Here is a 7,905-nt window from a genome sequence, read left to right as displayed (position 1 = left end):
GCTCCTGCTGAAGCCGTATTAACAGTTCCAGTAATTACAATGCTAGACGTTANCATCACCATTTTGAATGCCATCATTACAAGTAGGAGCAGCATCTGTTATAACATTAACTGTATTACTTGCTGACGAGGAATTTCCTGCAGCATCTCTTGCTATTACGTAAAATGTATAAGACGTGTTTTCAGTTAATCCAGTAGCTTGATAACTTGTTCCTGTTACATTATTAATAAAACTGTCATCTTGGTACACGTCATATCCTATGACACCTACATTATCTAATGAAGAATTCCATGATAAATCTGTTGAAGTTTCTGTAGTGTTTGAAGTAGTTAACCCAGTTGGAGTATTTGGTGCTACAGTGTCTACAAAATTATCAGTAGTTACATTAACCGTATTGCTTGCTGAAGACGTATTCCCAGCAGCATCTCTCGCCACAACATAAAAAGAATAGGTAGTACTTGGGTTTAAACCTGTAATTTGATAGTTTAATCCAGAAACATTAGTTACAAAACTTCCATTCTGATAAACAGTATACCCTGTAACACTTACATTATCTGTTGAAGGGCTCCATGACAAATCTGTACTATTATAAGTCGTGTTAGATGCAACTAAATTTGTTGGAACAGTTGGCGCTTGAGTATCTGGTGGGTCTAATGTTGTAACGTTAATCGTATTGCTTTGCAAAGACATATTTCCAGCAGCATCTTTAGCGATTACATAAAAGGAATACATCGTGCTTGAGCTTAAGCTTATTGCTTGATAACTTGTTCCTGATACTGTTGCTAAATAACTATTGTCTTGATAGATATCGTAACCAACTACACCCACATTGTCGGTAGATCCATTCCAAGATAAACTGGTTGAAGTTTGAGTTGTATTAAATGCACTTAAGTTTGAAGGTGTACTTGGAGATGTTACATCTGGACCAGATGAAACGCCAGTTATAATAACCTGATCTATATAAACCTGATCATTTTTTCTTGATGCATCGCATTGGATTCTAAATTGTGCATTAGTAGGAAAATTAAACTGAGATTCATTTAATATAAATGAAGCTGAAGAAAAAGTATTATCATTAAAATCAACTCCAGAGGTATAGGTTGCTATAGTTGTCCATGAAGAACCATCATAATAGCGTAACCAAAAATCGTTACCTCTTCCCATACCATTGGCATAATAATAAAAGCTAATTTCAACCTCACTATATGAACTTAAATTAAAAGACTGTGAAGTCATTGAGGAAGAAACTCCTGAATTATCTCTTAACCTTACAGAATAACTTCCTTCATAAGAATACGATGAACTTGTTCTAGTACAATCATTTCCACCTTCTACCCAATCATCCATTCCAGCTTCAAAATAACTAGCACTTAAAGAAGTAGTGTTGGTTGTTGTAAAATAAATTGAATTACTATAAGGTGATGAACTTGTATTACAATTACTTCTTACCTGTGTTTCATATTGAGTTCCTAAATTTAAACCTGATAAATTTGCTGAATTATTACTTGTGTTTTCTGTAGTCCAAGTTGAAGATCCAACTGCTCTATATCTATAATCATAATTTGCAGAACTTGTATTCTCCCAACTTATTGTTGCTGTTGAAGACTGCACATTGGAAGCAAATAATCCTGATGGTGCAGTTGAAGCTATTGGACTTAATAATATGTCTGCAAGAACTTTTGTCTCATAATTTGTTAATGTCTGATTTGTTAACGTAAATGATTGATAACAATCTGCCTCAAATAAAATATCATATGTCCCAGCTATAGTTGGTCTGTAATAATCTCCATATGGAAGTTCTGTTGTTGTATGTGAATTTACAGCATCATGACCTACCAACGTAATTTTAGCTTCAATAGGGTTATTAGTTGAGGCGTCTCTTACAATACCTCTAAACCCATAGGTGCCTTGAATTAAATATTCTATTAAAGCTTCTTTATTATAATTCCAATGATCCTCAAGTTGCGAAGCTGGTATAGTTTTAACATTTGATAACTCAATTGTAGTTTCCTTACATTGTTGGTAATAATTCATGTAATCTTGACGACCTCCTTCAACTCGATACCAATCTGCACCATTTGTTACACCAGGCCATACATAATTTGTATATGTGGCATCCATATAACCACTAGGGCTATTATTTTGGCAGTTTTCAGCGTACTCCTTACTAATTAAAAAGAACCAATCATTATCTGGATGTCTAGTATAGGTATTATCCCAAGGATAATTTACGACTTCTGTCCCTCCATGAAAATTAGCAGACAATACAAAATGCGTATTATTTGCCAAGGTCATAAAATGTTGTGTTTCCAATTCATAACCTGAATTTCCATCAGGATGAGCTCCACCAACATTATCTGGATAATTCCTGTTTAAATCCCAGCCATTATCATTAGCACGTCTGGCATTTGAAACAGAAGTATTTGTTGGGTCGTTATAATATGTACCGTCTGGATTAGCACTTGGATTTATCCATATTTCGGAAGAATCTAATAGATTTTTAACTCGCAAGTGGTCTGCATGTCCAACATCATTATAAACTGTTAATAAGTAATTAATTAACTCAAGCATCATTGGGTAACCAGCAATTTCATCGCCATGCATAGAAGATGTATACATCATTCTTGGTTCTTTTTCTTGTGTTGCTACGTTAGCTGAAAGTTTTGCAAATAATAATCGTTTATTTCCACCACCAACACCTTCGGTTGTTCCTCCTATATCAACAATTTGACAAAGCGAAGGATAAGTAGTTGCAAAATCTTGCATTTGTTGAGCATAATCTGCATAGGTTGGATAGGCTGTTAAAGGAAACGACAATGTTGAAATCCTTCTTTCGTTTTCAGAACGAGGTATTTGATTAGACATTAATATTGGACCAATAACATTGTCTGCCTTTTCAACTAAGTATTCTATATTACTCTGTTGAAAATTTCTAAACTGTTGCGTGTTAGCCCATGCGTACACTGTATTTGTGCTTGGGTCAAAATTTAAGATGGATAATTGTGATGTCCATTCTTCTATTTCAGAAACGTGATTAACTTTAAAACTAAAGTTGACTTCACCTTTTTGAATTAAATATTCTTCAGCTTTTCTTTCAGAATCATTTTGTGTGAATGCAAATGATACGCTTAATAAGAAAAATAATAGGGTTAAGTTTAATTTCATTTTTGTTTGAATTGGTTAATTCATTAAAATTAGTATTTTATTTAATAATATTAGTTATAGAAAAACAAGTTTTTAGTAAAGTTATCAAATCATAAAAACAAGAAATCCAAAGTTTAGCTCTAGATTTCTTTATTTAAGTTAATTTATTAAAGATTATTTTTTTATAAACCTTGTTATTCTTGTTTTCTCACCAATGTTTAATTGTAACAAATAGACTCCAGCTTCAAACTTAGACACATCGATTGCAGAAGTAAAACGTCCTTTTAAAACAGTTTGACCAAGCATGTTTTTAACTTCAAAACTTTGAGCTTCATAACCAACTAAATCAACATTTAATATTTGATTTACAGGGTTTGGATAAACTTTTAAGTATTGATTAGGATTGTCTGAAATTGTACCTTGAGATAGTCCCTTACTAATTCCACCCAAACAGAAATTAGTTGTTTGAGAGCTTGTAAATTGTCCACCAGAAGCTAATGTTTCTCCTGTATCTGAGTTTGTTAAGGTATATGAACCGCTTCCGTATGAACAGCAAATGCCATCTCCATATGTATCTGTTATAATAAAATCGTAGCATCCATCATCTAAGCAACCTACGTTAATATTTAACGTAGAACCATCTGCCTGAGAACCATAAGTCCCACCAGATGCTATTGTAGTACCAGAAGAATTTCTAACACTCCATGCCGTTTCTTCTGGATAATTATCAAATTTAATTGATAAAGTGATGTTAGAGCATGAAGGACCACTACCTCCATTTGTAGATAAACTAACAGCGTCTATAGCCATATCTCCTTGCCATGTAGTACCAGTAACACCATTAAAACGTAATTGAATAGAGCTCCCAACATAAGCATTTAAGTTAATACTAGCTGTTTGCCAAGAGTTACCTTGGTTTCCTGATCTACTCCAAACACTTGTCCATGACATACCATTATCATTACTTAATTCTAAAGCTAAACTTCCCATTGAAGATGCACCATACATATGGTACTTAAATTCAAAAGTTGCTTGAGTAGCTCCACTTAAATCAAAACATGGTGAGTTTAATATAGCTCTTTTAGTTGAGTAATTTGGTGAAGAAGATTCCATATAAATATAATATGAACCAGCATTAGCACTAGATGGTCCTGTATTACTAGATGGAGTACCTCCAGTTCTTAATGCCCAATTGAAATCATCACCAGAACCTTGAGTCCATGCGCCTAATGTATTTTCATAACTTTCTGAATAAGGAAATGAAGAAATCCCTGCTGTACATCCCATTGATGGTTCCGTAACTATTATGGTTCTTGTACGTTGTGTAGCTGCATTTCCTGCTGCGTCACTTACATTGTAGTTTCTGGTATAAGCTCCTGCTGAAGCCGTATTAACAGTTCCAGTAATTACAATGCTAGACGTTAAATTACCATCAATATTATCTGTTGCTGTTGCTCCTAATTCATTATAAGTATCTCCTACAAATAGATTAATTGTAGACGCTCCGTTTAATGTAATAACTGGTGCTGTTGTATCGACAATTACTGTAACAACAATTGTTCTTACACGTTGCGTTGCTGCATTCCCTGCAGCATCACTTACATTATAATATCTTGTATAAGTTCCTGCTGAAGCCGTATTAACAGTTCCAGTAATTACAATACTAGAAGTTAAATTACCATCGATATTATCTGTTGCTGTTGCTCCTAATTCAGTATAGGTATCTCCTACAAATAGATTAATTGTAGATACACCATTTAATGTAATAACTGGTGCTGTTGTATCTGGAATAATGTTGACTGTTCTAATAACTTCAGTAGCATCATTTCCGGCTGCATCACTTACATTATATGTTACTACATAAGTTCCTCCTATATTTGTATTTACAGTATCACCACCAATTTCGATACTTGATGTTAAATTTCCATCAATATTATCTGTTGCTGTTGCTCCAAGTTCTGTATAGCTTTCACCAACATTTAGATTTATTGTAGATGCACCATTTAATGTAATTACTGGTGGAGTTGTATCTGGACCACTTCCCTCAATTATTACTGTGTAATCTTCAACTTCACCATATTGAAATGTTTCACAAGAAGAAGGAATTCCATTATACTTCATTGAAACTCTCATTCTTGTTGAGTTTTCTACAGCACCTGATGGAATTGTAAAACTTCCACTTACTGGAGTTGTTTTTGATGCAGATTTTGTCCAAACCTGTTCTCCAGAATCTGTAAAATCTCCATCTCTGTTATAGTCAATCCAAACAGAATATCCTTCATTATAGACTGTACCTGTCCAAGTAGGTGTGATTGTAATAGTGTACTGAGTGTCTTTTGTTAAAGTAGTTGAAATTCCAGTAAAATCTGAATAAAACTGAGCTCCAGAAGCATTATTTATTGTGTTTAACTGAACTCTTCCAATATATTCATCATTTATATTTGTACTAGCTGATGTACAATAATTCAATTGTACGTCTGTAGTTGTAAAGTTAACCGAACTACTATAAGCCGAATTACTTCCTCCATTGCATTTACTTCTTACTTGTGCTTCATATTGAGTTAATGTATTTAATCCTGATAATCCTGATGAAATACCAGTAACTGCATTGGTTGTCCAAACTGATGTGCCTACAACTCTATAACGTAGATCGTAAGTTGCTCCAGGTACAGCATTCCAACTTAAGGTAGCAGAGCTTGATCCCACATTTGAAGCTGCTAATCCAGTTGGTACAGTTGCATTACAAACTACTTGACCTGCAATAGTGAAATTTGAATTAGATATATCAAAAAAGATATTATTCGATCCTTTAACCATAATTCTATTTTGAGTCCCTTGGTTATTAGGTACAACTATATTTTGAGAGCCATCGTTAGGCACTCCTGTTGCTAATGTTATAGGATAAGTGTCGCCACCATCTGTTGATAAGAAAATATCTACGTTTGCAGCATTAACTCCATTTCCAGTTGTACCTGCAACATTCCAAGTAACATTTTGTGTTGTTCCTGCATTCCAAGTAACATTTGTGTTTGGAGAATTTACAACAAAAGGTCCTGCAGTTCCATTTACAGTCACAACCATATCATCACTATTATTGTTTGCTCCACCAGCTCTGTTATCTCTAACAGTTAACCTAAAGTTTAATGTTCTACCAACATTAGGAACGGCTTCCCACTGCCATGAAGTAGATCCAGATTTTATTGTTGATAACCTAGGAAAATAACGTTTATTATCAGTTGTTGGTATATACGATCTAAATGCTGGTCCACTAGTAGCATTAACACTTGGATTTGTGGTAGATGAACTACCAGTATTATATTGTTCCCAGCAATAAGTTAATACATCTCCAGAATTAGCATCTGTTGCCGAACCTTCTAAAACAAAAGCAGTCCCTTTAGGAATGGTATAATTTGATCCTGCACTAACAGAAGGCACTGCATTACCTGTATTGGTATTTGTTTGACAGCTAGTACTTTTTACATAATTCGTAATTTGTTCTATAGTTCTTGCATGAAAATAAGGGTCGCTATGTGGTTGTAAATCTGTAGAGCCTGTGATTCCTGCGTAACCCATTATTGTAGAACCACTACCTGGTTCCATTTGGGCTCCAGTACCTCCTTCATTACTAAAGGTAAACGTATGGTTTCCTCCAAACTGGTGTCCCATTTCATGAGCCACATAATCAATATCGAAATTAACTCCTGATGGCGTTGTATAAGACGTCCATCCACTTCCTTTTTGTCCATTAACACATACACAACCAATACATCCAGCATTTCCATTATTCTGTAAATTTGCTACCAAATGCCCAATATCATAATTAGATTCTCCAATAACACTTGTTAATGTGGATTGTAATTGACTATTATATCCTGAAGTAGAATTACCATAAGGATCGTTATTTGAATTGGTATAGATTACAGCATCTGTATTTGCAATTAATACCATTGTTACATTAAAGTCATTTTCAAAAACACCATTTACTCTTGTCATGGTGTTATTTATAGCTGCTAAAGCTAAAGCTTTAGTGCCACCATGATAAGATGTGAATTCTCCTGTTGCAGACATAGCTAATCTATATGTGCGTAAAGTAGCGTCATCAGCATTTTTAAATGCTGCATTTCCTTCAGCATTTAGTCTACTGTTAAGATTTTCTGTAACAGTACATTCAAAATCGTTATACACTTCCGTAACATCAGCTCTTTTATAAACAGTATACTGTTGAAGATCATCAGTTAAAGGTTCGATAAAAGTTGCAGGTTTATTTGCAGACAACCTCATAGTTTCTAGACCTAAAGGTGAAATACTAAAACGTATTCTAGCCGAAGGATCATCCACGCCTTGTCCAGCATAAGATTTTATTCCAGGATATCTAGTTTCCAAATCTGGATGCATAACTGATGCTTCCTTAATACTAAATCGTTCAAACTCACCTTCTGAGTTTGGAAAAGAAATAATGACTTGAGATCTTCCTAAAGAGGATTCTCTTTTAGGAGCTGTAACTAAAGCTTGTTTTAAAGCTTCAATGTTTAAACTGTAAACTTGTTTTTGAGGCAACTTTTGTTTGCTTGCTTTTATAGTAGCATTGCTTTTAACAGTTTGTTTTTGCCAAAAGGATTTGTTTTGAGAGAATACAAATCCAGTACTCAATAAGAAAAAGAGTAGTAGTGTTTTTTTCATGTTTTGCTAAAAATTTATATGATTAATTGATAATAATTCCTTGAAAGTATTAAAATTTTGTTAATGTGAATATTTAAAAAA

At 34.0% G+C, this 7,905-nt stretch carries 2 protein-coding genes; both read right to left on the bottom strand.

What is annotated here, in order from left to right:
* Positions 1-42: 42 nt before the first annotated feature.
* Positions 43-2,766: a M14 family zinc carboxypeptidase gene (locus tag FVF61_RS13125; RefSeq protein WP_449404198.1), complete on the bottom strand. Its 2,724-nt coding sequence runs from the start codon at positions 2,764-2,766 to the stop codon at positions 43-45.
* A gap of 552 nt (positions 2,767-3,318) precedes the next feature.
* Positions 3,319-7,824, bottom strand: a complete 4,506-nt coding sequence (locus FVF61_RS13120) for an immunoglobulin-like domain-containing protein (protein WP_148457148.1) — start codon at positions 7,822-7,824, stop codon at positions 3,319-3,321.
* Between the last annotated feature and the right edge of the window lie 81 nt (positions 7,825-7,905).

This window comes from Xanthomarina maritima, assembly GCF_008084905.1.
Lineage (GTDB): Bacteria > Bacteroidota > Bacteroidia > Flavobacteriales > Flavobacteriaceae > Xanthomarina > Xanthomarina maritima.
Note: the sequence above shows the minus strand (reverse complement) of the source record. Positions and strands in the feature narration are given on the sequence as shown.